Annotated in this window: 26 protein-coding genes, 1 tRNA gene, 1 other RNA gene and 1 pseudogene; 10 read left to right on the top strand and 19 right to left on the bottom strand. The window is 67.9% G+C overall.

Annotation, left to right across the window (positions count from 1 at the left end; translation table 11 throughout):
• Window positions 1-567 carry a hypothetical protein gene (locus JSQ98_RS00845; RefSeq protein ID WP_211647940.1) on the bottom strand — a complete coding sequence of 189 codons (567 nt, stop codon included), beginning with the start codon at window positions 565-567 and terminating at the stop codon, window positions 1-3.
• A gap of 139 nt (window positions 568-706) precedes the next feature.
• On the opposite strand from JSQ98_RS00845, the gene hrpB reads away from it, so the two are divergent.
• Window positions 707-3,367 carry an ATP-dependent helicase HrpB gene (gene hrpB, locus JSQ98_RS00840; protein ID WP_211647938.1) on the top strand — a complete coding sequence of 887 codons (2,661 nt, stop codon included), beginning with the start codon at window positions 707-709 and terminating at the stop codon, window positions 3,365-3,367.
• 199 nt (window positions 3,368-3,566) lie between these two features.
• Here the strand turns inward: hrpB and ilvC are convergent, their stop codons facing one another.
• The 5 genes from ilvC to JSQ98_RS00815 all read right to left on the bottom strand — a co-directional run bounded on the left by ilvC (window position 3,567) and on the right by JSQ98_RS00815 (window position 9,086).
• A complete protein-coding gene (gene ilvC, locus JSQ98_RS00835) occupies window positions 3,567-4,583 on the bottom strand; it encodes a ketol-acid reductoisomerase (protein WP_234037261.1) in 1,017 nt (338 codons plus the stop codon).
• 68 nt (window positions 4,584-4,651) lie between these two features.
• On the bottom strand, window positions 4,652-5,161 hold the full coding sequence (ilvN, locus tag JSQ98_RS00830) for an acetolactate synthase small subunit (protein ID WP_090147814.1): 510 nt from the start codon (window positions 5,159-5,161) through the stop codon (window positions 4,652-4,654).
• Window positions 5,162-5,163: 2 nt separating this feature from the next.
• Window positions 5,164-6,960 carry an acetolactate synthase large subunit gene (locus tag JSQ98_RS00825; RefSeq protein ID WP_090147812.1) on the bottom strand — a complete coding sequence of 599 codons (1,797 nt, stop codon included), beginning with the start codon at window positions 6,958-6,960 and terminating at the stop codon, window positions 5,164-5,166.
• A gap of 78 nt (window positions 6,961-7,038) precedes the next feature.
• Window positions 7,039-8,733: a dihydroxy-acid dehydratase gene (gene ilvD, locus JSQ98_RS00820; RefSeq protein WP_090147809.1), complete on the bottom strand. Its 1,695-nt coding sequence runs from the start codon at window positions 8,731-8,733 to the stop codon at window positions 7,039-7,041.
• 113 nt (window positions 8,734-8,846) lie between these two features.
• Window positions 8,847-9,086 carry a hypothetical protein gene (locus tag JSQ98_RS00815; RefSeq protein ID WP_090147806.1) on the bottom strand — a complete coding sequence of 80 codons (240 nt, stop codon included), beginning with the start codon at window positions 9,084-9,086 and terminating at the stop codon, window positions 8,847-8,849.
• 138 nt (window positions 9,087-9,224) lie between these two features.
• On the opposite strand from JSQ98_RS00815, the gene JSQ98_RS00810 reads away from it, so the two are divergent.
• The 4 genes from JSQ98_RS00810 (at window position 9,225) to JSQ98_RS00795 (ending at window position 10,933) form a co-directional block, all read left to right on the top strand.
• Complete coding sequence (locus JSQ98_RS00810) at window positions 9,225-9,434, top strand: hypothetical protein (protein WP_211647936.1); 210 nt, start codon at window positions 9,225-9,227, stop codon at window positions 9,432-9,434.
• Window positions 9,435-9,557: 123 nt separating this feature from the next.
• Window positions 9,558-9,630 (top strand) — tRNA-Lys (locus JSQ98_RS00805).
• A gap of 77 nt (window positions 9,631-9,707) precedes the next feature.
• On the top strand, window positions 9,708-10,517 hold the full coding sequence (locus JSQ98_RS00800) for an inositol monophosphatase family protein (RefSeq protein ID WP_211647934.1): 810 nt from the start codon (window positions 9,708-9,710) through the stop codon (window positions 10,515-10,517).
• Window positions 10,514-10,933 carry a DUF3054 domain-containing protein gene (locus JSQ98_RS00795; protein ID WP_211647932.1) on the top strand — a complete coding sequence of 140 codons (420 nt, stop codon included), beginning with the start codon at window positions 10,514-10,516 and terminating at the stop codon, window positions 10,931-10,933. Before JSQ98_RS00800 ends, JSQ98_RS00795 begins: the two co-directional genes overlap by 4 nt.
• Window positions 10,934-10,989: 56 nt before the next feature.
• Here JSQ98_RS00795 and gap read toward each other — a convergent pair whose 3' ends face one another.
• From gap to JSQ98_RS00780, 3 genes are all read right to left on the bottom strand, one after another.
• Complete coding sequence (gap, locus tag JSQ98_RS00790; protein WP_211647930.1) at window positions 10,990-11,988, bottom strand: type I glyceraldehyde-3-phosphate dehydrogenase; 999 nt, start codon at window positions 11,986-11,988, stop codon at window positions 10,990-10,992.
• A gap of 148 nt (window positions 11,989-12,136) precedes the next feature.
• The gene (locus JSQ98_RS00785) at window positions 12,137-13,078 is read right to left on the bottom strand and encodes a GlxA family transcriptional regulator (RefSeq protein ID WP_211647929.1); all 942 of its coding nucleotides are present in this window, start codon (window positions 13,076-13,078) and stop codon (window positions 12,137-12,139) included.
• An 84-nt stretch (window positions 13,079-13,162) separates the two neighbouring features.
• The gene (locus tag JSQ98_RS00780; RefSeq protein WP_211647928.1) at window positions 13,163-13,651 is read right to left on the bottom strand and encodes a type III secretion system chaperone family protein; all 489 of its coding nucleotides are present in this window, start codon (window positions 13,649-13,651) and stop codon (window positions 13,163-13,165) included.
• Window positions 13,652-13,829: 178 nt separating this feature from the next.
• Here JSQ98_RS00780 and JSQ98_RS15320 point away from each other — a divergent pair, with 178 nt between their 5' ends.
• The 4 genes from JSQ98_RS15320 to JSQ98_RS00760 all read left to right on the top strand — a co-directional run bounded on the left by JSQ98_RS15320 (window position 13,830) and on the right by JSQ98_RS00760 (window position 17,675).
• A complete protein-coding gene (locus JSQ98_RS15320; RefSeq protein WP_211647927.1) occupies window positions 13,830-14,234 on the top strand; it encodes a Fur family transcriptional regulator in 405 nt (134 codons plus the stop codon).
• A 181-nt stretch (window positions 14,235-14,415) separates the two neighbouring features.
• Window positions 14,416-15,420, top strand: a complete 1,005-nt coding sequence (locus JSQ98_RS00770; protein ID WP_211647926.1) for a permease — start codon at window positions 14,416-14,418, stop codon at window positions 15,418-15,420.
• A complete protein-coding gene (locus tag JSQ98_RS00765) occupies window positions 15,410-16,207 on the top strand; it encodes a TIGR03943 family putative permease subunit (RefSeq protein ID WP_211647925.1) in 798 nt (265 codons plus the stop codon). Before JSQ98_RS00770 ends, JSQ98_RS00765 begins: the two co-directional genes overlap by 11 nt.
• Window positions 16,197-17,675, top strand: coding sequence for a hypothetical protein (locus JSQ98_RS00760; RefSeq protein WP_211647923.1), 1,479 nt, complete (start codon window positions 16,197-16,199; stop codon window positions 17,673-17,675). Before JSQ98_RS00765 ends, JSQ98_RS00760 begins: the two co-directional genes overlap by 11 nt.
• Before the next feature lie 27 nt (window positions 17,676-17,702).
• On the opposite strand, the pseudogene rpmJ reads toward JSQ98_RS00760, so the two are convergent.
• A pseudogene (gene rpmJ / locus JSQ98_RS00755) lies at window positions 17,703-17,825 on the bottom strand (50S ribosomal protein L36).
• 80 nt (window positions 17,826-17,905) lie between these two features.
• Here rpmJ and JSQ98_RS00750 point away from each other — a divergent pair.
• Window positions 17,906-18,919 (top strand): GTP-binding protein, encoded by a 1,014-nt coding sequence (locus JSQ98_RS00750; RefSeq protein WP_211647921.1) that lies wholly within the window; start codon window positions 17,906-17,908, stop codon window positions 18,917-18,919.
• A 2-nt stretch (window positions 18,920-18,921) separates the two neighbouring features.
• Here JSQ98_RS00750 and JSQ98_RS00745 read toward each other — a convergent pair whose 3' ends face one another.
• The 9 genes from JSQ98_RS00745 to ftsE all read right to left on the bottom strand — a co-directional run bounded on the left by JSQ98_RS00745 (window position 18,922) and on the right by ftsE (window position 26,620).
• Complete coding sequence (locus JSQ98_RS00745; RefSeq protein ID WP_211647919.1) at window positions 18,922-19,548, bottom strand: copper resistance CopC family protein; 627 nt, start codon at window positions 19,546-19,548, stop codon at window positions 18,922-18,924.
• Window positions 19,545-20,297: a YcnI family copper-binding membrane protein gene (locus JSQ98_RS00740; protein WP_211647918.1), complete on the bottom strand. Its 753-nt coding sequence runs from the start codon at window positions 20,295-20,297 to the stop codon at window positions 19,545-19,547. The genes JSQ98_RS00745 and JSQ98_RS00740 overlap by 4 nt, the downstream gene beginning before the upstream one ends.
• A 66-nt stretch (window positions 20,298-20,363) precedes the next feature.
• Window positions 20,364-20,969 carry a hypothetical protein gene (locus tag JSQ98_RS00735; RefSeq protein ID WP_211647917.1) on the bottom strand — a complete coding sequence of 202 codons (606 nt, stop codon included), beginning with the start codon at window positions 20,967-20,969 and terminating at the stop codon, window positions 20,364-20,366.
• A 55-nt stretch (window positions 20,970-21,024) separates the two neighbouring features.
• Complete coding sequence (locus JSQ98_RS00730) at window positions 21,025-22,521, bottom strand: amino acid permease (RefSeq protein ID WP_211647916.1); 1,497 nt, start codon at window positions 22,519-22,521, stop codon at window positions 21,025-21,027.
• A 252-nt stretch (window positions 22,522-22,773) separates the two neighbouring features.
• Window positions 22,774-23,146: a transfer-messenger RNA gene (gene ssrA, locus JSQ98_RS00725) on the bottom strand.
• A 152-nt stretch (window positions 23,147-23,298) separates the two neighbouring features.
• A complete protein-coding gene (locus JSQ98_RS00720; RefSeq protein WP_346728693.1) occupies window positions 23,299-23,928 on the bottom strand; it encodes a TetR family transcriptional regulator in 630 nt (209 codons plus the stop codon).
• The gene (smpB, locus tag JSQ98_RS00715; protein ID WP_090147763.1) at window positions 23,925-24,401 is read right to left on the bottom strand and encodes an SsrA-binding protein SmpB; all 477 of its coding nucleotides are present in this window, start codon (window positions 24,399-24,401) and stop codon (window positions 23,925-23,927) included. Before smpB ends, JSQ98_RS00720 begins: the two co-directional genes overlap by 4 nt.
• A 144-nt stretch (window positions 24,402-24,545) precedes the next feature.
• A complete protein-coding gene (ftsX, locus tag JSQ98_RS00710; RefSeq protein WP_090147760.1) occupies window positions 24,546-25,460 on the bottom strand; it encodes a permease-like cell division protein FtsX in 915 nt (304 codons plus the stop codon).
• On the bottom strand, window positions 25,457-26,620 hold the full coding sequence (gene ftsE / locus JSQ98_RS00705) for a cell division ATP-binding protein FtsE (protein ID WP_211647915.1): 1,164 nt from the start codon (window positions 26,618-26,620) through the stop codon (window positions 25,457-25,459). The genes ftsX and ftsE overlap by 4 nt, the downstream gene beginning before the upstream one ends.
• Window positions 26,621-26,644: the final 24 nt, after the last annotated feature.

The raw sequence follows: 26,644 nt of genomic DNA, 5'->3' as shown, positions 1-26,644 counted from the left end.
TCAGACGCCTCTCTCGATGAGCATCGGCAGCGGTACGAGCACCACGGCGCCGATGAGCAGCAGGATCGTCAGGAGCTTGGTGCGGCCTCCGCGCCCGAAGACGAGCGCCGTGAAGAACCAGAGGGGCGCGGCGAACGGCGCAGCCCAGAAGACGACCTGCTGCAGCACGCCGCCGATGATGCCGCTCCCCGCTGCGGTGACCGAATTGTTCTCAGAGTAGGCCTGCGCCACGATGAACCAGCCCCAGGTGTAGAGCAGGTAGAGTCCGCCGAAGACTCCCAGCACGACGAGTGCGCCGTTCGAGATCTGGGATCGTTCAGGTGCATCGGCGTCGACGACGGCGTCGATCGCGTCGCTCTCGGACTGCGCCTGCGGTCGCGCTCCCTCGTCGCCGACGCGCGACGGCGCACGTTGCACATCCGTCGCATCCGCCCCGACACCAGGAGGCGGATCGGCACGCACTGCATCCGGATCACCGGCTGCGGCCGGCTCCCCGGCGACGGTCCATCCGCTCGCGAGCGAGCTCTCCCGAGGTTCCCGCGACGCGCGGCCCGGCTTCTGCTTCATCCCTCCAGGGTATCGCTCGACGACTCCACGTCTGCCGGGAGCGGCATTGCGCGGCACCCGAGGCGGCCGACCGCGAGCACGCACTGCGCCGGCACCGGCCGCGGCGCAGACCCGGGCACCGCACTTCTACACTGGAGGGATGCCCCATCGCTTCGATCTCGCCGCCATCGGCGCCGGGCTCGTCGTCGCGAACGAGGCTGAAGCGCTCGTGGCGGCTCTCGCCGACGGCGTCGCGGTCGTGACGGCTCCCCCTGGCACCGGGAAGACCACCTTCGTGCCTCCGCTCGTCGCAGACCTGCTGAGCGAGACGTCTCCGGCCGGCGATGCCCCATCGCGGTCGAGCGGCCGGGCCCCGACGGTCTTGCTCACGCAACCGCGACGGGTCGCAGTGCGCGCGGCAGCGGCCCGGATCGCCCAGCTCGACGGCTCCCCGCTCGGCCGCGCGATCGGGTTCACCGTTCGCGGTGAACGCGTGCTCGATCCCGCGCACCGCATCGAGGCGCTCACCCCCGGGGTGCTGCTGCGCCGCCTGCTCCGGGACCCGGACCTCCCCGGTGTCGGCGCGGTGATCCTCGACGAGGTGCATGAGCGCTCGCTCGACGGCGACCTGCTGCTCGGCATGCTGGCCGAGGTCCGCGCGCTTCGCGATGATCTCATCGTGGTCGCGATGTCGGCGACGCTCGATGCGCGTCGTGTCGCCGACCTCCTCGGCTCCGACGAGGCAGCGGCTCCGATCGTGGACGTGCCCTCGGCGCTGCACCCGCTGCGCGTCGACTACGCCCCGTTCGACCGCCCGAGGCTCGACGATCGAGGGGTCAGCCGGGAGTTCCTCGCGCATCTCGCGGGAGTAGCAGCGGAAGCGCAGCGCTCAGAGGGGTGCGATGCACTCGTCTTCGTTCCCGGCGCCCGCGAGGTCGATGAGCTCGTCAGCCTGCTGCGCTCCCGAGTGCCAGGACACGGGACCTCGGCGGTCGATGTGCTGCCGCTGCACGGTCGATTGGAGCCTCGGGCGCAGGATCGCGCGGTGCGCGGGCGGCTTCACGGCGATCCGCCCCGCATCGTCGTGAGCACCTCGCTCGCCGAGAGCTCGCTCACCGTGCCGGGGGTGCGCCTCGTCGTGGACGCCGGTCTCTCGCGGGAGGTTCGACGGGACCGAGCTCGGAGCATGACGGGGCTCGTCACGGTGAGCGCCTCCCGCTCGAGCGTCGTGCAGCGCGCCGGTCGCGCGGCGCGCCTCGGACCCGGTCGCGCGGTGCGCGCCTACTCCGAGGCCGACTTCGCGCGCATGCCGGCCGACGCCGCTCCTGAGATCGCGGCTGCCGACCTCACGGACGCCGCACTCCTGCTCGCCGCCTGGGGCACGCCTCGTGGTGAGGGCCTGGCCCTGCCGACGCGCCCGCCCGCTGCGGCGATGCGCGAGGCGGAGCACGTACTGCGCACGCTTGAGCTCGTCAACGACACGGGCAGCATCACGACACTCGGAGCGCGCGTCGCTCAACTCCCGATCGGCGCCCGTGAAGCGCGAGCCCTGCTCTCCGGGAGCACCGCCCTCGAAGACCGGACTCGAGTGGCGGAGATCGTCGCCGCCATGACGGGAGATCACCGCGATGCGGGGGCCGACCTCGCACGGGTGCTGCGCGAGCTCCGCGCCGGGCGCTCCCCCGGTGCGGCGACGTGGCGCCGAGAGTCCCAACGGCTGCGCAGGATCGTCGATGCCGAGTTCGAGACGACCTCCGAGGCCGCAGCCGACACCCGCGCGCCCGGCACGACGGCGACGGCGACGCAGCATTCCAACGCTGGCGCCTCGCCAGGGCCCGTCGTGGCGCTCGCCCGGCCCGAGTGGATCGCGCGGCGAGTCGCATCCGGCTCCCGAGCGTACGTGCTGGCGAGCGGGACGCGCGCGGCACTGCCCGAGGGGAGCCCCCTCCTCGGCTCGGAATGGATCGCCGTGCGAGAGGTGCAACGCGCCGACGGTCGCGCTGCCGACGGCACCGGCGCGGTGATCCGCCTCGCCGCTCCCCTCACGGATGCCGATGCACGGCACTTCGGCGCGTCCCTGCTCGCCGAGCAGCGATCGGCGCAGATCGTCGACGGCCGTGTCCAGGTGCGGGAGGAGCGGCGCCTCGGCGCGATCCTGCTCGCTTCGACTCCCGTCGCCGCAACACCGGCCGACACCGCGCCCGCGATCGCGCGCCTCGTGCGCGACGACGGGCTCGGAGCTCTGACCTGGTCGGACGCGGCGAAGGCGCTACGCGGACGGATGGCGCTGGTGCATGCGCAGCTCGGGGCGCCCTGGCCCGCCATGCACGACGCCGCGCTGCTCGCCTCGATCGATGACTGGCTCGGCCCCGACCTCGCGCGGCTCTCAGGTCGCGCGGGCCTCCGCTCCCTCGACCTCGCCGCCGCACTGCGTCGCCTCCTGCCCTGGCCCGAGGCCGCCCGCCTCGACGAGCTCGCCCCCGAGCGACTCCCCGTGCCGTCCGGCGGCAGCGCGCGCATTGCGTACCCCGATGTCAGCGACGAGGAGGGCCGGCCGGTCGTCGCGGTGAAACTCCAAGAGCTATTCGGCCTCGCCGTCACGCCCCGGCTCGTCGACGGGCGGGTTCCGGTGCTCTTCCACCTGCTCTCCCCTGCCCGCAAGCCGCTCGCGGTGACCGACGATCTCGAGTCGTTCTGGAACGGGCCGTACCAGCAGGTGCGCAAGGAGATGCGCGGGCGGTACCCGAAGCACCCGTGGCCGGAGGATCCGTGGACGGCGCCCGCGACGGCGCGGACGAAGCGCGCTTCCGCACGCCCCTGAACCGCACCCTCGCCGGCGCCGGCGCCGATGCCGGTGCCGGTGCCGCGAGCACGAGGGCTCACCCTGACCCTGAGCGCATTTTCGGCGCTCAAAGTCTCGGGTTCACGTTCAACCCTCCGGTTCGGCACCGGCACGGCCGCCGAAACAGCCGAACGCCCACCGGGAGCGGATCCCGGTGGGCGTTCAGAACTGCGTCGGATCAGCGAGCCGCTGAGCCGTCGACGTAGTCCGAATCCTGCTGCTGCCATGCGAAGAGCTTGCGCAGCTCGCCACCGGTCTTCTCGATCGGGTGCGATTCCTCCTTCTTGCGCAGCTCCTGGAACTCGGGGCCGCCCTTGTCCTGGTCCTCGATGAAGCGCTTCGCGAAGGCACCCGACTGGATGTCGGCGAGCACCTCCTGCATGTGCTCCTTGACCTCCGGGCCGATGACGCGCGGGCCCGAGACGTAGTCGCCGAACTCTGCCGTGTCGGAGATCGACCAGCGCTGCTTCGCGATGCCGCCCTCCCACATGAGGTCGACGATGAGCTTCAACTCGTGGAGCACCTCGAAGTACGCGATCTCGGGCTGGTACCCGGCCTCGGTCAGCACCTCGAAGCCGTACTGCACGAGGTGGCTCGTGCCGCCGCAGAGCACCGACTGCTCGCCGAAGAGATCGGTCTCGGTCTCTTCGGTGAACGTCGTCTTGATGACGCCGGCGCGGGTGCCGCCGATCGCTTTCGCGTACGACTTCGCGGTGTCCCATGCGGTGCCCGACGCGTCGACCTCGACGGCGATGATGTCGGGGATACCGCGTCCCGCCTCGAATTCGCGGCGCACCGTGTGGCCGGGAGCCTTCGGAGCGACGAGGATCACGTCGACGCCGGCGGGGGCCTCGATGTAACCGAAGCGGATGTTGAAGCCGTGGGCGAACGCGAGCGTCTTGCCCTCGGTGAGCTGATCCTTGATGGATTCGTTGAAGATGGTGCGCTGGTGCTGATCGGGAGCGAGAATCATGATGACATCAGCCCACGCCGCTGCGTCGGCCACGGTCTTGACCGTGAACCCCGCCTCTTCAGCCTTCTGAATCGACTTCGAGCCCTCCTTGAGGGCGATGACGACCTCGACACCCGAGTCGCGAAGGTTCATCGCGTGGGCGTGGCCCTGCGAGCCGTAGCCGACGACGGCTACCTTCTTGCCCTGGATGATCGACAGATCGGCGTCGGCGTCGTAGTACATCTCTGCCACTTGGGACTCTCCTTAGTTGTGATGGTTCGTTACAGCTCGTGCGGAAATCGGGTGTTCCGCTAGTTCTTGAAGACGCGCTCGGTGATCGATTTCGATCCGCGACCCATTGCGATCAGTCCCGACTGCGCGATCTCCTTGATGCCGTAGGGCTCGAGCACCTTCAGGAAGGCGTCGATCTTTCCCCGGTCTCCGGTCACCTCGATCGTGAGGGCGTCGGGCACGACGTCCACGACTCGCGCCCGGAAGAGCGTGACTGCTTCGAGTACGTGGGATCGCGACTGGTTGTCGGCGCGCACTTTGATGAGCACGTGCTCGCGCTGCACCGAGGTGGCGCTCTCCAGTTCGACGATCTTGATGACGTTGACCAGCTTGTTGAGCTGCTTCGTCACCTGTTCGAGCAGCACCTCGTCCTGGTCGACGACCACGGTGATGCGCGACAGGCCCTGCATCTCGGTCGGTCCGACCGCGAGGGATTCGATGTTGAAGCTGCGACGGGCGAACAGCCCGGCGACTCGGGTCAGCAGACCCGGCTTGTCCTCGACGAGGAGGCTCAGCACGTGACGGCTCATGGTTACTCCACCTCCCACTCGGGACTGTGTTCGAGGGCGTATTGGATGTCGCTGTTCGAGGTGCCTTGACGCACCATCGGCCACACCATCGCGTCCGCACTGACGACGAAATCGATGAGTACGGGGCGGTCGTTCGTCGCGAGGGCGAGCTGGATCGCCTCGTCGATCTGGTCCTCGCGCTCCACGCGGATCGCCAGGCAGCCGTAGGCCTCGCCGAGCTTGACGAAGTCGGGCACGCGCTGGGAGCCGTGACCCGTGTTCAGTTCCGTGTTCGAGTACCGGCCGTCGTAGATCAGCGTCTGCCACTGACGCACCATGCCCAGCGAGGAGTTGTTGATGACGGCGACCTTGATCGGAATGTTGTTCACGACGCAGGTCGCGAGCTCCTGGTTGGTCATCTGGAAGCAACCGTCGCCGTCGATCGCCCATACAATGCGGTCGGGCTCCGCCACCTTGGCACCCATGGCGGCCGGAACTGCATACCCCATCGTGCCGGCGCCGCCGGAGTTGAGCCATGCGCCGGGTCGTTCGTACTTGATGAACTGCGCGGCCCACATCTGGTGCTGGCCGACGCCTGCGGCGTAGACCGCCTCGGGTCCGGTGAGCTCTCCGATACGCTCGATCACCAGCTGCGGCGACAGCAACCCGTCGCTCGTCGGGTGGTGCCCCAACGGGAACTTCTGCTGCAGCCCGCGGAGACGCTCCCACCACGGGCTGATGTTCTCGCACTCGCGGCTCACCTGGGCGGTCGACATCGCGGCGATGAGATCTGCGATCACGTCGGCGGCATCACCGACGATCGGCACATCCGCCGCGCGGATCTTGCCGATCTCCGCGGGATCGATATCCGCGTGGATCACCTTCGCGTCTGGCGCGAAGAGCGCCGCCTTGCCGGTGACCCGGTCATCGAAGCGCGCGCCGAGCGTGATGAGCAGATCGGCTTCCTGCAGTGCGAGCACGGCCGGGACCGTGCCGTGCATGCCGGGCATGCCGAGGTGCTGCGTGTGCGAGTCGGGGAAGGCTCCGCGAGCGGTCAGCGTCGTGACCACCGGAGCGCCCACGAGCTCGACGAGTTGCAGCAGCTCCTCTGAGGCTCCTGCGCGCACGACTCCGCCGCCGACGTAGAACACCGGTCGCTTCGCGTCTGCGATGAGGTCGGCGGCGGCCTGAATCTGCTTGCTGTTGGCCTTGGTGATCGGGCGGTACCCGGGGAGGTCCGCGCGCTCGCCCCAGACGAAGTCGAGCTCGCCCTCCTGCGCATCCTTCGTGATGTCGACGAGCACCGGGCCGGGGCGACCAGTGGATGCCAGGTAATAGGCGGCCGCAATCGCCTCGGGTACGTCTTCGGCGCGCTTCACGAGGAACGAGTGCTTCGTGATCGGCATCGTGATCCCCACGATGTCGGCCTCCTGGAACGCGTCGGTTCCCATGAGGTGCGAGTAGACCTGCCCGGTGATCGCGAGGAGCGGCACCGAGTCCATGTAGGCGTCGGCGATCGCCGTGACGAGGTTCGTCGCACCGGGGCCCGAGGTGGCGATGCAGACGCCGACGGTGTTGCTCGCCGTGGCGTAGCCCTCGGCAGCGTGACCGCCGCCCTGCTCGTGCCGCACCAGGATGTGGCGAAGCTTCTCCGCGTCCATCAGGGCGTCGTATAGCGGAAGCACCGCGCCACCCGGAAGGCCGAAGACGTCGGAGACGCCGAGCGCTTCCAGGCTGCGGACGACGGCCTGCGCGCCGGTCATCCGTTCGCCGCGTTGAGCCGCATGGGGTGATGGGAGTGCACTCGATTCCGAGTTCATGTCCAGCTTTCGTGATCGGAGGTGATATCGCGGGACGCGGCCGGTATGGCCGACGGCGTGCCGAACTCGTCTACCGGATCAACCGGTGACGGCGCCGTGGGACGCCGACTTGACGAGCTTCGCGTACTTCGCCAGCACACCGCGCGTATACCGCGGGGGAAGCGGGGCCCAGTTTTCTCGTCGGGCCTCAAGCTCTGAGGGATCTACCAGCAGATCGAGCGTTCGTGCGGCGATATCGACCCGAATCAGGTCTCCGTCGCGGACCAGAGCGACCGGACCGCCGTCCGTTGCTTCTGGTGCAATATGGCCGATGCACAGGCCGGTTGTGCCGCCTGAGAATCGTCCGTCCGTCAATAGTAGTACATCTTTGCCGAGGCCCGCGCCCTTGATGGCGGCGGTGATAGCGAGCATCTCGCGCATGCCCGGCCCGCCCTTCGGGCCCTCGTATCGGATGACGACGATGTCGCCCTTGCCGATACGCCCCTCGGTGAGGGCATCCATCGCGGCGCGCTCGCGATCGAAGACCCGCGCCGGCCCCTCGAAGAGCTCGGCGTCGAAACCGGCCGTCTTGACGACGGCGCCTTCCGGGGCCAAGGTGCCGTGGAGGATCGACAGGCCGCCCGTCGCGTGGATCGGATCGTCGAGGTGATGAATCACGGTGCCGTCGACGGGGTCCGGATTCAGTTCGGCGAGGTTCTCCGCCATCGTCTTTCCGGTGACGGTGAGCGCGTCACCGTGCAGCAGCCCAGCGTCGAGCAGCGCCTTCAGCACGACGGGCACGCCGCCCTGACGGTCGATGTCCGCCATGACGAACTTGCCGAACGGCTTCATGTCGGCGAGGTGCGGAACCTTCGATCCGATGCGGTCGAAGTCTTCGAGCGTCAGGTCGACTTCGGCTTCGCGCGCGATCGCGAGGAGGTGGAGCACCGCGTTCGTCGATCCCCCGTACGCCATGAGCAGCGTGATGGCGTTCTCGAACGCGTGCTTCGTCAGAATGTCTCGCGCGGTGATCCCCAAGCGCAGCATGTTGACGACCGCCTCACCAGACCGGTGGGCGAAGTAGTCCCGTCGTCGATCCGCGCTGGGCGGAGCCGCAGAGCCGGGAAGGCTCATACCGAGCGCCTCCGCGATCGACGCCATCGTGTTGGCCGTGTACATGCCGCCGCACGCGCCCTCGCCCGGAGCGATGGCGCACTCGATGCGCTTCAGATCCTCTTCGCTCATCGTGCCGGCCTTGCAAGCGCCGACCGCTTCGAAGGCGTCGATGATCGTGACTTCCTTCTCCGTGCCGTCGGTGAGCTTCACCCAACCGGGAGCGATCGATCCGGCGTAGAGGAACACTGAGGCCAGGTCGAGACGGGCCGCCGCCATCAGCATGCCGGGCAGCGACTTATCGCACCCCGCGAGCAGCACGGATCCGTCGAGCCGCTCCGCCATCATCACGGTCTCGACCGAGTCGGCGATGACCTCGCGTGAGACGAGCGAGAAATGCATGCCTTCGTGGCCCATCGAGATCCCGTCCGAGACCGAGATCGTGCCGAACTGCAGCGGGTACCCGCCACCCGAGTGGACGCCCTCTTTGGCGCCCTGAGCGAGGCGATCGAGGCTCAGATTGCAGGGGGTGATCTCGTTCCACGAGCTCGCAATGCCGATCTGGGGCTTGTCCCAGTCCGCATCACCCATGCCCACCGCACGGAGCATTCCCCGGGCCGCGGCCTTCTCGATTCCATCGGTGACGTCGCGGCTCCGCGGCTTCATGTCAATCTCTGCCATAACGCCATTCTAAGGGCTGACGCATGCGCGAACCGGCGCGTTGGCGGGTGGGCTCCGCGGGAACGCGAAAGCGGGGCCGGAGGAGCGCCCTCCGACCCCGCCCGCGGAGCGCGTTACTTGCCGCTGATGGGCAGCAGCGAGAACGGGAGCGCGAAGCCCAGGCTGGCCGCAGCGAGGCCGCCCGCGAACGTCCAGAGCTCGGCCGCGCCGAGTTCCGGGTTCACGCCGTAGCTCATGATGACGAACCCGCCCAGCACCAGCACGATCGAGATGACGAATACGATCGCCGTCACAGCGCTCACGGCTCCCTGCGAGCTCTCCTCGAACAGCGCGCCCGTCTCCTGCTTCGCCATACCGGCTTCTCCTTCATCGATCAGTGGTGACCCCGCACGCGCGAAGCCTGTCTCAGCCAGGCTACCGCAACCCCCTCCGCTCCGCGCACCCTCCCACTAGGCTGAAACGGTCATCATCACCGACCGCAGGGAGGCACCGTGTCTATCGGCAAGTACGTCACCAATCCCGGAGTGATCGGCGCCGCGTTCGGCGCCATGAGCACCGCACGCCGCACCGGCTCCATGCGCAAGGACTGGCGCCGCTATCTCGTGTGGGGCGCCTGGCTCGCGGGCCTCGCGCTCGCCATCGCCACCGTTTCCATGCAAGAGCAGGATGCGGAGGAGCAGGCGGGCCGCAAGCATCGCTGAGCCGAACCCGTGCGATCCGGCCGCGACGCGCGCGGGATCCCGCCATCGATTTGAACGGCCTCTCTCGATCGTGCTAGAGTTTCATCCGTTGCTCAGCGAGGCAAGACCTCGGAACAGCGATATGCGCCTTTAGCTCAGTTGGTAGAGCAGCTGACTCTTAATCAGCGGGTCCACGGTTCGAGCCCGTGAGGGCGCACAGATGGAAAGCCCGGTATCTCATACCGGGCTTTTCGCGTATCTGCCCGGTGGTTCCCGCTCATGGAAGGTGTGTCAATGACCCGAGCGCTCCCCTCTCCCGACCTCGCGTTCGCCCTCGATCTGGCGGACCTCGCGGACGGGATCTCGCTCCCCCGCTTCCGCGCCGCTGACCTCGCCGTCGACACGAAGCCCGATCGCACATTCGTGACGGATGCGGACACGGCGGTCGAACGCGCGCTGCGCGCCCATATCTCCGTCGAACGTCCGGGTGACGGATTTCTCGGCGAGGAATCCGGGCGGGAGGATCGGGGCGAGCGGCGATGGATCATCGACCCCATCGACGGCACCTCCAACTTCCTCCGCGGCGTGCCCAACTGGGCCACCCTCATCGCACTCGAGATCGACGGTTCGCCCTCCGTCGGCGTGGTCTCCGCGCCCGCATTCGGCGCTCGATGGTGGGCGGAGACCGGGCACGGAGCCTGGGGCCGTCAGCAGGGTGCCGATCCCCGTCGACTGCAGGTGTCGGCCATCGCAGAGCTCGAGCACGCGTCCCTCAGCTTTCAGAGCATCGAGCAGTGGGATCTCGCCGGGTACCTGGATCCGCTCATCGCGCTCAGTCGAGCGGTCTGGCGGGACCGGGCGTACGGCGATATGTGGTCGTACATGCTGCTGGCCGAAGGCCTCGTCGACATCGTCGCCGAGTTCGATGTGAAGCCCTACGATCTTGCTGCGCTCGTGCCCATCGTGCGCGAGGCCGGTGGGCGATTCACCGACATCGAGGGCGCTGAGAGCGCCTGGAACGGCAGCTCGCTCGCCACGAACGGTCGCCTGCACGGCGCGGTGCTGGATCTCCTCGAGCGCTCGCGAACGGAGTCGCAGTCATGAGCTTGTCGGCCCGAGAGCCAGCCGAGCGCTCCGCCCCGAAGCCACTCCGCTCAGCCGCCCTGGCGCTCGGAATCGATCTCGCGCTCGTTCTGCTCTTCGCCGGAATCGGCCGGAGCAGTCACGAGCGGGCGGCGACCGTGCTCGGACTCCTCGATACGGCGTGGCCCTTCATCATCGGTCTCGGCGTCTCGTGGCTCGCCGCACGAGTCGCTCGGCACCCGATGGCGATCATCAGGGCCGGCCTTCCGATCTGGGTCGGCTCCGTCCTCATCGGCATGCTGGTGCGAGCGGCCACCGGTGCGGGCACCGCCGTCCCGTTCGTCATCGTCGCCACCATCACTCTCGGCGTCTTCCTCATCGGCTGGCGCGCGATCGCAGCGCTCGTGATGCGCCTCCGCACTCGCACAGCGGCGTGAGCACGGCACTGGCCCTCTCGAATGAACGGGAGGGGCCAGTGCGAGTGCTCTTCGACTCAGTCGGCGAGCGTCGCGAGCACCTGAGCGGCGCGGTTCGAGAATCCCCACTCGTTGTCGTACCAAGCGGTCACCTTGACGTGCTTCCCGTCGGCGTACGTGAGCTCGGAATCGAAGATGGAGCTGTGCGGGTTCCCGACGATGTCGGAGGAGACCAGCGGCTCCTCCGAGTATTCGAGCACCCCGGCCAGTGGTCCGTCGGACGCGGCGCGGTAGGCGGCGAGAACTTCATCCCGCGTCACCTCCCGAGACACCACCGCGGTGAGCTCGACGATCGAGCCGACCGGAACGGGTACGCGGAGCGACCCTCCGACGAGCTTGCCGTCGAGCTGGGGCAGCACCTGGCCGATCGCGGTCGCGGCCCCGGTCGAGGTCGGCACGATGTTCAGGGCGGCGGCGCGGGCGCGGCGCAGATCGGAGTGCGGCGCATCCTGCAGACGCTGGTCGGCGGTGTAGGCGTGCACGGTCATCATCGTGCCCCACTCGATGCCGGCGAGCTCGTCGAGCACCTTCGCGAGCGGTGCGAGCGCGTTCGTGGTGCACGATGCGTTCGAGACGATGTGGTGCTGCTCGGGATCGTAGAGGTCGTCGTTGACGCCGACGACGAGTGTCAGGTCGGCGCCCTTCGCGGGAGCGCTCACGAGCACGCGCTTCGCTCCGGCCTCGATGTGCTTCCTCGCATCGGCCGCCTTCGTGAAGAAGCCGGTCGATTCGAGCACGACGTCGACCTGCAGCTCGGCCCACGGCAGTTTCGCGGGATCGCGCTCGCCCAGAATCTCGATGCGGCGGTCGCCGACCACGAGCGTCGTGCCGTCGACCGACACCGGCTGCTCGAGCTTGCCGTAGAGCGAATCGCGGGAGAGCAGATGCGCCAGGGTCGGCGCGTCTGTGAGGTCGTTGATGGCGACGACCTCGAGGTCGTTCTGCTGCTGCAGCAGAGCGCGCAGGACGCCCCGGCCGATTCGTCCGAATCCGTTGATGGCTACCCGACGGGTCATGGGTTCTTCGATCTCCTTCGCAATGATGTGCATGGTGGTCTGATTCCAGACTGGTACGTGAGCGGCGCTCACGCCAGTGGCCGCATTGCCATCATTCGAACGAATCCTGCCAGGATCTCGCAGCCGTTGAACACGGGTGCGAGCCGCATCATCCCGACTGCGAGAACGTGCGCCGATACGCGGTCGGAGCCGTGCCGAGCACCTGTCGGAAGTGCCGGCGCAGGTTCGTCGCGGAGCCCAGTCCGACGGCGGCCGAGATCGCGTCGACGCCGAGTTCCGTCTCCTCGAGGAGCTCCCGCGCGCGATCCACCCGGGCGCGCATCACCCACTGCATCGGCGTATAGCCGGTCTCATCGAGGAACCGTCGGGAGAAGGTGCGCTCCGACACGCGTGCGTGCTGGGAGAGACGCGCGATCGTCAACGGCTCGTCGAGGTGGCGGAGCGCCCACTCCCGCGTCTGCGTGAACCGCTCGCCGATCGACTCCGGCACGCTGTGCGGGAGGTACTGCGCCTGACCACCGCTGCGGTAGGGAGCGGCGACGAGTCGCCGAGCCGCATGATTCGCGACCGCCATGCCGGATTCGCGGCGCAGCAGGTGGAGACAGAGATCGATTCCAGAAGCGGCCCCCGCTGAGGTCAGCACCGAGCCCTCGTCGACGAACAGCACCCGGTCATCGACGCGCACCTTCGGGAACTGCTCGGCGAGGCGCCGCGCGTAGTGCCAGTGCGTCGTCGCCCGCCGACCGTCGAGCAACCCCGTGGCGGCGAGCGCGAACGCTCCGGTGGAGATCGCTGCGAGAATGGCGCCGCGATCATGTGCGGCGCCGAGCGCCGTGATGAGCGCCGCCGGCGGCGGCTCACGGTCGGGGAACCGGTATCCCGGCACGAAGATCAGATCGGCGGTCGCAAGCGACTCCAAGCCGTGCTCGACGTGATAGGAGAGACCGTCTCCCCCGGTGATCAACCCCGGCCTGACGCCGCATACCTCAACCGTGAACGGCATGCTGGCACGGTGCGTGAAGACTTGCGCGGGGATTCCGACGTCCATCGGCTTGGCCCCCTCGAGCACGACGACCGCGACCCGCTTCATGGGTGCCAGCCTACCGGGAGGCTCGCATCGCGCCGCTCTCACCCCGAGACGGCGCACGGCCGGCAGCAATAGCCTCTGGCGCGGTCAGTGCTGGGCCAGGTGACGCGCCCACGCTTCCGGAAACGCGTCGTTGAGGGTCGAGAAGAACGCCATGCTCGTACCGACTGCGCAACGGAGGTGCTGTGCGAGTTGCTCGTCGGTGACGCCGGGATCGTAATCGACCGTGTGCTCGGCGTTCAGCCGGAGCGACCCGTCGTCGTCGCGCCCGACGAACGTCTTCGGCCAGAGCCTGTCGGCATTCCACAGGTTGCAGAGCTCGAGCGCGCGGGAGTACTCCGACGCTCCGAGGCGTCCGCGCCAGTAGCCTCGCACGCAGAGCAGTGCGTCGGCTTCATCGTCGACGAGGAAGAAGAAGGACCCGTACTCCCACCCCCCGCGGATGTCGCCCTCGTCGTCGACGGTGTACCGCCACCCGATGGATTCGAGGACTACTGCGACCCGCTCCTTCGTCAGCCGTGCCAGCACCGCGTCGTCACCCGCGACTGCAGCGGTCCCCTCACCGGAGTACTCCATCTCGAGCGCTCCTTTCCGGTCGTTCGTCCAGATTATCCGGCGCGAGCGGCTCCCGAAAGCGCAACGCCGAGCACGCGATCCTGTTTCTTCTCCGACGCACGCGTTCGCTCGCGGGAGAACCCCGGTCAGGGCGCCGCTGCTACCATCGGGAGCGTCCACCGAACTCTGGAGCCGCATCGTGACCACCATCCGCACTCGGCGTACCGCGCAGGGCACCGCGGTGCGTACGGCGCTCGAATCCATGGCCGGGTTCATCTCGGCGCAGGAGCTGCACCGGCGGCTCGCCGACGGGGGCTCGAAGATCGGCATCGCTACCGTGTACCGGCAGCTCAACACCCTGGTCGAGAATCAGGAGGCCGACGCGATCTCGACCCCCGATGGGCAGTTGTATCGTGCCTGCGAGGATCCGCAGACGCACCATCACCACATGGTCTGCTCGAGCTGCGGCACGACGATCGAGATCGAGCCGCCTGACGAAGCATGGTTCACCTCCGTGGCCCGCACCCACGATTTCGAGATCCACTCCCACACGCTCGAGGTGTTCGGCATCTGCGCTGCGTGCCGCGCCGCGTCCTCGCAGTGAGACCGGATCGGGTCGGTGTCTGACGCTGACCCCGCAGGGGACGGAGCTGCCCCGACACGCGAGCAACGGTCAGGACCGCGCAGAGCCCCGCTTCTATACTGAGAACGATTATCGGCCCGGCGCTTCGAGATTCCCCCTCGTCTCCTGCGGCCGCATCGGCTCGGATCGGATCGGAGACAGCATGGAGGCGGTGAGGCACCGCTCGCGCGCCTTCGCACTCACCGGTCTCGCAGCACTTGCACTGCTCGCAGCCGTCGCACTGCGCGCAGCCACGCATCACGCGGGCGAGGCCCTCGCGCTGCCCACCGCCCTCGCCGATTTCGTCGCGCTGTCGCTCAGCGTCTTCATCGAGTCCCTCCCGTTCGTCTTCCTCGGAATCCTGCTCTCCACCGTCGTGCAGGTGTGGGTGCCCCAATCGGTCATCGACCGGGTGCTCCCGCGGCGCCCGGCCCTGCGACGCGCGGTGCTCTCGGTCACCGGGGTGCTCCTCCCGGTCTGCGAATGCGGCAATGTTCCACTCGCACGCGGGCTCATGATGCGCGGCTTCACGGTGTCGGAGGCGGCGACCTTCTTGCTCGCTGCTCCGATCCTGAACCCGGTCACCATCATCACGACCTACCACGCCTTCGGGTGGAGCGACGGCATTCTGGCGGCACGCGTGATCGGCGGGTTCGCGATCGCGAACCTCGCCGGGTGGCTGCTCAGCCGCTCGGCGAGTCAAGCAGCGCTGCTCACCGACGATTTTCGCACGCACTGCGAGCACGCGCACGAACGCCGACCCGGCGACCGGGTGCAGCGCAGCCTCGTCGGCGTCGCTGAGGAGACGAGTGCCCTGATGCCCGCGCTCATCATCGGATCGGCGCTGGCGGGAGCGATCCAGGTCGGCGCCCCTCGCGATCTGCTGGTCGCGCTCGGGGCCCACCCGCTCTGGTCGGTACTCGCCCTGGTACTGCTCGCATTCATCATCTCGATCTGCTCGAGTGTCGATGCGTTCTTCATCCTGTCGCTCAGCGCCACGTTCCTCCCCGGCAGCATCGTCGCATTCCTTCTCTTCGGAGCGATGATGGATGTGAAGATGCTCGCGCTGCTGCGCACCACGTTCACCGTCCGCGCGCTCGCACTGCTCACGAGCCTCGTGGCACTCTGCTGCCTGGTCATCGGTTGGGGTCTGAACCTTGTCGCGTGAGCAGTTCGATCGGTACTGGCGGGGTCTCGTGCTCAGCGGCCTGGGAATCGCGGCGATCATGTGGCTCGCATCAACCGGACGCCTGGGCTGGTACGTGCATCCACGGTACTTCTGGTTCACCGTCACCATCTGCGGGATCGCGGCGATCGCACTGTGCGCGGCCGTGCCCGTGCTGCATCGCGCCTCTCGTGCGGCGCGCGCGGTAGATCACGACCACGACCACGACCACGACCACGGACCCGGTGCGCCCCCAGCCCGTGCGCGTCGCTCTCCCGTGCAGCGTGCGCTCCCGACGATCGGCGCCGCACTGCTCATCGCGTCGACCGCAGCGGCGCTGCTCATCGCACCCCCGACGACGCTCTCCGTTGCGGCTGCCCAGCAACGCCAGGTCAACTCCGGGAGCGGCCCGGCCGACGGCTCCCCGGTCACCGGAGAGGACGCGGATCGCGACGCGCGAGACTGGGCGATGCTGCTGCGCCAAGGCGGTGGAGCAGAGGCCCAGGGACGCACGGCGAACTTCATCGGATTCGTGCTCCCCGGCACCGACGAGCCGGGCGACGTGTTCTTCGCAGCGCGCTTCGTGGTGTCGTGCTGCGCCGTCGACGCGCAGCCGCTCGGCGTACCCGTGCTCATGCCCGGCTGGGAGCGGGATCACCGCGAGGGAACCTGGGTGCAGGTCGAGGGCGTCTTCGTCGCGAACCCGGATGTGGCGAGCGACCAACCCGTCGTCCTGCGCCCGTTCAGCGTGACGCCGATCGATGAACCGGAGGATCCGTATGTCTACTGAGCGCCGGGCGAACCGGCGCATGCGGATATCGAGGATCACCGTCTTCGCGATCCTCGGCCTGCTCGCCGCCGGTCTCGCCGGAGCGAATCTGGTGCAGCCTCCGCGCCTCAAAGCACTCGATGCGAACACGGCGCTGCTCGTCTCCCGAACGGACCAGCGCGTGCAACTGCATCTGAGCCAGCCGATCGACGCCGTCGCCCCAGATGCGGTCACCGTCACCCCGGCGACCCCTATCGACGTCACCTCGGATGGCAGTTCGCTCACGATCCGATTTCTCGAGATGCTCGACACGGGAACCGAGTACCGCATCGAAGCCCGGGTACGGGGCGCGGCGACCGGCAGCGACGGCGTGATCGCGGCACCGGTGCGCACCCCTGATCCTGCGACGTACACGGTGAACCGCTCGGATGCAGGCGATCGGCTGCTCGAGCACCGCCTGCAGAACCCGGGCGCGACGCGCGCCGTGTTCACCGCGCCGCGGATCCAGGAGTATGCACGCACCGCAGCAGGGCTCGCCGTGGTCTCCCGCGACGAGACCGGGCGGGCCGCTCTCTCGATCCATTCGGAGTCCGGCGGTGGTACCGCACCGAGGAGCTTCACGGACCCCGATCCGTTTCGCATCATGTCTGCGGGGCATCTCGGTCAGCTCCGCAGCGAATCGAACAGCGGAGTGATCGGAGTTGTCGCCTCGGGCGTCGGCGACGACAGCACCGAATACGACCGCACCCTGCTCGTGATCGACCCGGCCACCGTCATCGTCTCGACCGTGGCCGACGTCGATGGAGCAGCGATACCCGTACGCGACTGGCGGTTCATCCCCGGCACGACGTCGCTCGTGTTCCAGAGCCCGGATGGACGACTGTTCGGCTGGGAAGCGGTACCCGAACCCCGTGTCTTCGATCTCGGGCTCACGGCAGATCTGCTCGACTTCATCCCTGGCACCACGACGCTCGCCATCGCAGGCGACTCCGGCGCGGCACTCGTCGACCTCTCGGGAGCGGTGACGGGCACGCTCGATGCGCCCCTCTCGCCCACCCCCATCGAGCCCCCGGAGGAATCCGAGGGCTCAGACCCCTCCGCTGTGCTCGCCGTCAGCTCCGACTCGACGCTCGCTCGACTCGCCCCGTCGGGGGCCGAGACTCACGCGACCGCGGAGAATGTCGACGGCCGCTCGGTGGGCTCTCCGCTCGGCGACGGCTCGCTCGCCGTTGGCGGCAGCGTGGAGGTGCGGGAGAACGGGAAGGCGCGCACGATCTTCACCCCCGCTGCCCAGTCGACCCGGATCGGGCGTGTATGCCTCTCCCCCAACGCAGAGTTCGCGGCGATCGAGACGGTCTCGGCGGGCGGCACCGCGGACGGCACGCCGGTGGCGCTCGGCTTCACCCAGACGACCACGAACTACGTGCGCATCGACTCCGGCGAAACGGTGCGCTCCGCGATCGGCGGCCTCAGCGATTGGTGCGAGTGAACCGCGGAGGCGTCGCCGCCGAGGCAGTCAGCCCTGGCGCCCCTGGTAGCGCGGATTGAGTGCGTTGATGACGTACACGCGGCCGCGTCGGCGTACGACCTGAGCTCAGGGTTGCCGCCGCAGTGACTTGAGTGATGATCGAACCTTCATCGGATGCTCCTCGAATGTTAATGATAAGGATTATCACTATAGTGGGTCGTGGGCGTTCGGCGCCGTCACGAGAGGAACCCATGGAGACCATCGAAATCACGGCCGTCGTCGGCGCGTGCGCACCGGAGCGTCGCGCCTTCGCGCAACGACGCGCGACGCAGATCGGCGCACCCCTGCTCACCGCGGCGCGGCTCTCCGCGAGCGCGGATCCCGTCCTCGAGGCCGTCACCGTCGCACCGTGGTTCGGGTCGTCGGGAGCCGTGGTGATCGAACTGCCGGCCGACGTGCGCGCGACCGACGTGATCCGCGCGTTCTCCGAGGACTCCGAGCGAATCCGTCTGACACATCTCATCTGCGTCGTCGACGCAGCCCACCTCCTCACCGACGTGATGCGCGACGACTACCTGCCGCAACGGGGCGACGCGCTCTTCGTCGCGCGGGCGGAACTGCTCATCACTCAGATGGAGCACGCGTCGCAGATCGTGCTCGTGAACTGGGAGTCGCAGGCGACAGCGCAGCTGGCCGCCCTCATGGCGCTCGTCCACCACCTCGCCCCCCGGGCTCGCCTGCGACTGCAGCAAGACGGTTCCGACCCGATCGCCCCGCCCACCGCGCTCTCACGATCGCAAGATCGGGCCGGCTGGATCGCCGTGCTGAACGATGAACTCGACCCGTACATGACGGACGCGCGGGTCACGGCATTCCGGTACACGCACGAACGGCCGCTGCACGCCGGCCGCCTGCAGGCGCTGCTCGACCATCGCATCGAGCCCGGCGAATTCGGCTTCGTCGTGCGCTCAGCCGGATTCTGCCGCCTGGCCAGTCGACCCCGAACCATCGCGAGCTGGGACCACGTCGGCCGAGTGATCTCTTTCGAACCGATCGGAGCCGGCGGGATCAGTCCTGCCGCCGAACTCCTCGCGATCGGCCAAGACCTGGCGTTCATCGGACTCGACCTCGACATCGCTGGGATCACCGCGGCGCTCGACGCGGTCGCCCTGACGGATGTCGAATTCTCGGCGGGGCCGGAAGCCTGGCTTCGACTTCCGGACCCCTTTCCCGAGTGGGTCACCGCGGAGGAGTCACCGGGGTAGCGTCAGGGTTCCGACCGCGGTCGTCGCAGAATAATGAAGGCCGCAGCGGCTACGGCGATCACGGCGAATCCGCCGACTCCGACTCCGATCCAGAGTCCGCTCACCGGGCTGCGGGTCTCGTCTGACCGGGACTCCTCGGCGGCATCCCCGGCGCCCGCTCCATCGGGGCCGGGCTCGACACCGGGGCTCGCGGCAACGGCTCCGCCGCAGAGCGGGGTCTCCGATCCCGCCCCCTCAGCGACATCGCCCCCGGGCGCATACGTGAACGAGGAGTTCTCGGCGATCGGGTGGCCGTCGGACGACACCACCCGCCACTGCACCTCGTACTCGCCCGGGGCGCCGAGCTCGACCGGCGCCGATACGACGGGACCGGCGAGCGTGGGGCAACCGGTCTCGTAATAGCGCCCATCCGGGCCGATGACCCGCACCAGGTTGCTGTTCTCGAGTCCGAGCGGCGCATTGTTGAACTGCAGCGCGATCTCCTCGAGCGCATCGACCGATGCCCCGTCGACCGGGTCGGCGCTCACCAGCTGATCATGCGCGTTCGCCGCAGTCGAGACCAGCGGGAGGGCGGCGAGCGCCAGCAGGGCGCCCGCCGTTCCTGCCAGAGCCTTGCGCGTGAGGGTCACGCCGATGCCTTCCGCGTCCGTGAGAGCGCGACCGCCCCGAGCAGCACGCCACCGGCGGCGATCACGAGCGCAGCGATGCTCAGTCCGAGGGTGACCCCGCCCGCGTCAGCTGAGGCTTCCGGGGCTTCCGGGGCTTCCGCGGCGGCACCGGCGGCAGCGTCCTGGTCGCCCGAGCCGGCATGATGATCGTCGGCCGGAGGCGCATCGTTGACCCAGAGCACGGGCGCTGGGTCGAGGGTATCGTCTTCCTCGATCTGCTCCGGAGTCGCGGCCCATTCAACCACTGTGCCATCGCTGTACGTCTGGGTGACGGGGATCGCGATGCTCCCCGTGTCGGCGACGGGGCCGACCGAGAGCGTGAACATCTGCACCTGCCCGGGCGCGATCCCTGCGCCTTCCGCCGTGTACACGACCTCGGTCGGCGCCTCACTCACCTCGTTTCCGAGCACATCGACGGGCTCTGGCAGCGTCTCTTCCGTGACCTCGGCCGTCCATCCTGCGACGGGCTGGTACGAGACGTGCGTGAACGGCGTGTCCTTCGGCAGGTGGAATTCGAGCTTCGTGGTGCTCGCCGTATCCGATTCGGTCGGAGCCCGGAAGGTGAGGTACGACCATCCTCCCGCTTCGACCTGATCGGGGGTGACCGTGACGTGGGCGGAGGCCGCGAGTGGCGCCGCGATCGCGAGAAGCGCTCCTGCGCCGATGCCGACGGCCGCGCGCGTGAATTTCTGGGTACGGGTGTGCTGCATGAGATGATCTCCGTTTGACTGCGTGCGGGCGTGACGACGTCGCGCCCGCGATGAAGGTGGGTGGGGTCAGGCCGCGCGCGGCGGACCCCTCCGTCGCATCTCAGTCAGGCTGGTTAGGCGCGGGGCGATGAAGCGCCACGCCGCCAGCACGGGCCGAGGATCGCCCTCGGGTCTGGGGGACCAGTCGAACAGCGCGGCGACGCGCTGCAGCCTCGCAAGGCCGAGAATCGCGACGAGCGCGCGTTCGCCGGCGCCGATCGCCAGCACGGTCAGCACTGCGGCGCACGCGTGGGCGATCCACATCGCGTGGCCTCCGTGCTCGAGGTGCACTGCGGCTTCCGCACCGCCGAACGGCAGGACCTGGGCAGACTGGGCGAGCTCGTGCTGATGCGCTCCGGCTCCGAGTTCGAAGGATCCCCCGCCGAGCCCGAGGCTCAGCAGACCGTGGAACGCGAACTGGCTCGCTCCGACTGCGAGCGCGAGCCGCGTCCACGAGAGCCGGCGGCCGGCGAGCGCGATGCAGACGGGCGCCGAGAAGACCAGGGCGAGCAGCAGCCCGAGCACCGGAACGGAGCCGCCATCAGCCACCGCGTGCGAGAAGACCGCGATGAACGACGCAATCGCCGCGACGACGAGCCCCCGGCTCGTCCGTTCGGCTCGCGATGACGTCACGCTCTGATCCTACCTCGGCGTCACCGCAGCGGAGGAACGAGGCGGGCGCGGGGTATCACGGACGCCCGGCCCGCCACTCCACTGCCGACCGCCGCTCCTGAGCCGCCTTCGCCATGTGATCCGCACGCAGCCGCGCATGCTCCGGGTTCTTGCGCAACAGGAGATATCCGATCCCCACGACGATGAACCACACCGGCGTGGCGATGAGCCCGATCAGCGTCTCGGGATCCTGCGTGAACGCCCACAGCAGGAAGACGAAGAACGCCATCACCACGTACGGCATCGATCGGCCGAGGGGCATCCTGAACGCGCTCGCCGCGTGCTCGTGCGGACGACGACGGCGATAGACCAGATAACTGATGAGGATCATCGTCCACACGAACATGAAGCAGAGCGACGAAATTGTCGTGACCACTGAGAAACCGGCCGATTTGTCGAGCCCGGTGAGCAGCAGCACCAACGAGCTCAGCAGCAGAACGCCGGTCAAGAACAGCGCGTTGCGCGGCACCTTCGCACGCGTCAGCTTGGCGAACACCCGCGGCGCATCGCCGCTCGTCGCAAGGGTGTAGACCATGCGCGAGGTCGAGTAGATGCCCGAGTTCGCCGACGAGGCCGCCGACGTGAGCACGACGAGGTTCACGAGATGCGCCGCCGCACCGATGCCTGCCAGCGAGAAGAGCATGACGAAGGGTGATTCGTCTTTACTGAACGCGACCCAGGGCACGACCGAGATGAGCACGACGAGCGATCCGACGTAGAAGAGCAGGATGCGGATCGGGATCGCCTTGACCGCCTTTGGCAGGTTCTGCTCCGGATTTCGCGTCTCGGCCGCGGCGGTGCCGACGAGCTCGACGCCGACGAAGGCGAAGACCGCGATCTGGAACCCCATGATGAACCCCATGAACCCGCCGCCGAAGAAGCCGCCGCCGATGGTGAAGAGGTTCATGAGCGACGCGGTCCCCTCGATCGTCTCGCCCGTGTGGGTGTCCGTGTACTGGTTCGTGAAGCCCGTCGCGATGAGCACGATGCCGGCGATGATGAGCGCGACGATCGCCACGATCTTGACCATCGCGAACCAGAACTCCGTCTCGCCGAATCCGCGCACCGACGGCAGATTGAGAAGCATCAGCAGCACGATGACGGCGACCGCCGGAATCCAGGTCGGCAGTACGGGCAACCAGTACTTCACGTAGACGGAGGCGATGACGATGACATCGGCGACGCCCGTCACGACCCAGCAGAACCAATACGTCCAGCCGAGGAAGAAGGCCGCTGCCGGCCCGAGGATGTCTCCGGCGAAATCGGCGAAGTTGCGGTAGTCGGTGCGGCTCAGGAGGAGCTCGCCCATCGCCCGCATCACGAAGTACAGCATGAAGCCGATGATCATGTATACGAGCACGACGGACGGACCGGCCACCGAGATCGTCTTCCCGGACCCCATGAAGAGCCCGGTGCCGATCGCACCGCCGATGGCGATGAGCTGGATGTGCCGGTTGCTGAGGGCCCGCTCGAGCCCGTGTTCGCGAGGGAGCTGCGCCCCAGATTTCAACATGTCCCGCTGCATTCCTTTCCTGCGCCGCCTCGATGCGGCATCGGGCTCAGAGCCCCGATCCACCGTATCGCGTCTTCCGCGCATGAGCGCACCGCGTCCGCTGAGCGGGATGCGGCGGGCGCGTGCGCCCGGTGCGACCCGGCGCAGGCGATGCAGTCGTCGACCCGAGCGCGCTCCGAGGATCGGAGCGGACGAGCCACGCGTGCTGCGTCGAGCATCGAACTCGACACCCAGTGCATAATGCGAACGTATCGGTGGAGCCGCGGGGAATTGAACCCCGGTCCACTTCGACGATTCCGTGCCTTCTACGAGCGTAGTTCGTGAAAACGTTCTACTCGGCCCCGCACTTTGCCACGAACACCTAGTGCGACAGGCCCAGCCTCAGAAAAAGTCCCGATACGCCCTGAGACTCGACGTACCAGCAAGCTTCCTAGATGACGCCAGAAAAACGGGGCGGAAGCTCACCCGATCTGACGGACTCGGTCTCGTGCTTAGGCAGCGAGAGCGAAGTCGGTGCGCTTAACGTTGGCACCTATGGTTTGCGAAGGGCGTTTACGAGATAACTCCGCGTCCTCGGCCCGCTTCTCACAGTCTCAAAATCGACGTGTCGAAACCGATCGGCCCCGTAGGTGCACCGGAATACCGGCGCGGTCGGGACGTTCGCATCATGCACTGTGGACTTGTCAGTTCCGGCGCGAAGGCCGGTTCCACCGGTGGATCACCGGAACGTCCAGTCTACCAGCTCGGGCGACGCGGGGCGAGTCTCTCCCCCTTCGCTCATTCCGCTCGCAGCGCACGCGGGTCGACACCGAGGCTCCACCCGGCGACGTCGGCCACGAAGTGCCGGAACGCGGGATGCTCGAAGGGTGACGCGTTGTTCGCATAGACGCCGATCGCGTCGACCGCCATGTAGATGCGGGTGCTCGCCCCGACCGGGTCGGTCGTCTGGAATGCACCGGACGCGACTCCCGCCTCGATCAGCGCGACCATCCGCGCCCGGTCGAGGGATTCCTGCTCGTCGATGGCGACGGCGAGGTTCGGAACCGCCCGCGCGAGGTGCCTCGCATTGAGCCAGAGACGGCACAGCTCGACGGCCTCCTGGCTCTCGGCTCGCCGAACGAACCCTGACATCTGCGCCAGCGGCGCATCTTCCTCGCCGAACAGCCAATCGCGCTCGGCCGTCACCGCGAGCACGAACGCTTCGATGACGAGGACCTCGACGGCGGAGAAGTAGTGGCTGATCAAGCCGGGACGAACCCCGAGCGGCTCGGCTACCGCGCGGAGTGTCACGCGCTCGAGTCCGTCGCGGCGGGCGATGGCGGCGGCCTCCGCGAGAATCTCGGCCCGACGCACCTCGGCCGACTTGCGCACCCGCGACGGGGAAGCATCGCCTCCCACGCGCGTCACTCGCCCATGCGGTTGCGCTGGCGCATGGCGCGCTCGGCTTCGCGCTTGTCCTGCTGCTCGCGCAGCGTCTGCCGCTTGTCGTACTCGCGCTTACCGCGAGCGAGCGCGACCTCGACCTTCGCGCGGCCGTCCAGGAAGTACATCTTCAGGGGGACGATCGTCATGCCGCCCTCTCGCGTCTTCTGCCACAGCTTGTCGATCTCCTGCCGGTGCAGCAGCAGCTTCCGCTTGCGGCGCGGCGCGTGATTCGTCCACGAACCGTTCAGATACTCGGGAATGTACGCGGCATCGAGCCACGCCTCACCGTTCTCAATGAAGACGTATCCGTCGACGAGCGAGGCGCGCCCCATGCGGAGGGACTTCACCTCACTGCCGGTGAGCACCATTCCAGCCTCGTAGGTGTCGAGGATCTGGTATTCGTGCCGAGCCTTCTTGTTCGAGGCGATCAGCTTCTCGCCGGTCTCCTTGGGCATGGCACATCCTCTCTCTCGCGCGGCCGGACCTCCCAGCATAGCGCGATGCGCACCGGCAGTACGCAGGCGATCCGCGTTCTGCGAGGCCGCACGCGGGCGCGGCGGGATGCAGAACGCGGATCGCTGCGCCGATCTCCGGCTTGCCTACACCCGCAAGTAGCGGGTGATCGCGATCTTCGCGGCGATGGCAGAGAGCACCACGCCGACGAGTATGAGTATCGGCGGCACCACGAGCGATTGCTCGACCGTGATGTAGCTCGTGAACGGCACCTCGGTCGCCAGGAATCCCTGGACGAAGAACTTCACGATCGCGACGGATGCGGCGCTCGCGAGCACCGCGCCGATGAGTGCGGCGATGATGCCCTCCAATATGAAGGGCGTTTGTATGAACCGGTTCGAGGCGCCGACGAGGCGCATGATGCCGATCTCCCGACGGCGCGAATACGCCGACAGCCGGATCGTGGTCGAGATGAGGAGCATCGCGGCGATGAGCATGAGACCGGCGATGGCGATGGCGGTGTAGCTCGCGACGCCGAGGAACAGGAAGATGCGATCCAGCAGACTGCGCTGATCCGAGACGCTTTGCACGCCGGGGATGCCGGCGAAGGTCTCCTGGATGATGTCCGAGCGCGACGGGTCCTTCAGTTTGATCCAGAACGTCTGGTTCAGCTGCTCCGGTCTCGTGATCTCGACGATCGGGTTGCCCTCGAACTGCTTCGTGAACTCCTCGTACGCCTGATCGTGATCGACGAAGAACGAATCGTCGATGTAGGGAGCGAGTGTGTCGGAATCGAGCGCGGCCTGCACGGCGGCGATCTCCTCCTCCCCGGCATCCGTCCCCGAGCACGTCGCACTCTGGTCGTAGTCGGTACACAGGTAGACCGCGACCTGAGCGCGGTCGAACCAGAACGTCTTCATCTGCTGGATCTGCAGCTGCATCAGAATCGCTGCACCCACGAACGTGAGCGATACGAAGGTGACGAGCACCACCGAGATCACCACGGAGAGGTTGCGACGGAAGCCGCTCCAGACCTCTCCCAGTACCAGTCCCACCCTCATCGCACGGGCCCCACATCTGTCTGGTCGTCGTCTGGTCGTTTCAACCCGAGGCGTTCGGCGAGGCTCCCGGTCTCCGCCATCTGCACCGGGTCGAGGGGCTGGGCCGGCTCGAGGAAGCTCGGGATGGCGCGACCGCGCGGTCCGTCCGCGTGCACCGTCTCATCGATGTCGTCGTGATCCGCGTCATCGTCGCCGAACGGGTGGGGCTCCTCGAATACCGAGGCCTCCTTCGGGCGCTCCGCGGGCGGAGCGACGGGATCGTGCCGCTCCTCGACCTGCGGATCGGGGGCTGCCGCCGCGACGACCTCTGCGGCGGCGTCGATGAGTGCCGGATCGCGTTCCGCGCTGCCCTGCACCGCCGCCGACCGCGCGGCCTCGTCGAGCATTTCGGGCGCGAGTGCTGCACGCACCACGGCCTCGGAGGTGCGCAGCACCTGCACGCTCGCGTCTGAAAGATCTGCGATGGGGATGGAAGCGGTCTCGCCGTAACCGCCGCCCACTTCGTCGCGCACGACGACGCCCTGCGAGAGCTCGACGACGCGCTGCTGCATGATGTCGACGAAGGTCGCTTCGTGCGTCGCCATGACGACCGTGGTGCCAGCGGCGTTGATCGCGCGCAGGAGCTGCATGATCCCGAGGCTGGTCGCGGGGTCGAGGTTGCCCGTCGGCTCGTCCGCCATGAGGATCGCCGGCTTGTTGACGATAGCGCGGGCGATGGCGACGCGTTGCTGCTCGCCGCCGGAGAGTTCGTGCGGGAACCGCTTCGCCTTATTGGCGAGACCGACCATCTCGAGCGTGTCGGGTACCGCCTCCTGAATGAAGCCGCGCGACTTGCCGATGACCTGCAGCGTGAAGGCGACGTTGTCGTAGACGGTCTTGTTCGTGAGCAGACGGAAGTCTTGGAAGACGGTGCCGAGATTGCGGCGGAAGTACGGGACTTTGCGCGAGGAGATCTTGCTGAGGTCCTGCCCCAGCACGTGGATCTTCCCGGCACTCGGCTGATCCTCGCGCAGGATCAACCGCAAGCAGCTGGATTTCCCAGAACCGGAGGCGCCGACGATGAAGACGAACTCGCCGCGGTCGACCCTGAGGTCGATACCGTCGAGCGCGGGTTTCGCGGTGCCCCGGTATTTCTTGGTGACGTTCTCGAAGAGGATCATGACGAGACGACTGTACGCCCTGAC

The organism is Leucobacter manosquensis, assembly GCF_018304845.1.
Classification (GTDB): domain Bacteria; phylum Actinomycetota; class Actinomycetes; order Actinomycetales; family Microbacteriaceae; genus Leucobacter; species Leucobacter alluvii.
The sequence above is the reverse complement of the archived record's forward strand: the minus strand, read 5'-3'. Positions and strand labels throughout refer to the sequence as shown.